1 protein-coding gene is annotated in these 321 nt (G+C 53.9%); it reads right to left on the bottom strand.

Annotated elements, in window-relative coordinates; genetic code table 11:
• A partial coding sequence (locus tag OGY35_RS24510; protein WP_353655472.1) for a transposase occupies positions 1-321 on the bottom strand: 321 nt, incomplete at both ends.

The raw sequence follows: 321 nt of genomic DNA, 5'->3' as shown, positions 1-321 counted from the left end.
TTCTCCACCAGGGTAACGCATGGCGTCCGTCATCGACGTCAGCAGATGGCAGACTTTTCCTTTGCGCGTCACTGTCAGCAAGCGGGCTGTCATCTCACTGCCCAGACCCGGCCACTTTTTTCGTGCCTGCGGACTGGTTTTCAGCATTACCAGATGGTCGCCTTTACCCAGTTTTCTGACTTCTTCATACTGCGCCCCCTTTCTGAGTGGGATCATCCAGTGGCGGTGCTCTCCCGCCTGACTCCAGGCATTTAACAGCCCCAGTGAGTAATAACCTTTATCCATTAACGTCAGGGTGTTATCGCCGGTCTGCTCTATAAG

Origin of the sequence: Citrobacter sp. Ct235, assembly GCF_030332305.1 — a bacterium.
Taxonomy (GTDB): domain Bacteria; phylum Pseudomonadota; class Gammaproteobacteria; order Enterobacterales; family Enterobacteriaceae; genus Citrobacter_A; species Citrobacter_A telavivensis.
The sequence above is the reverse complement of the archived record's forward strand: the minus strand, read 5'-3'. Positions and strand labels throughout refer to the sequence as shown.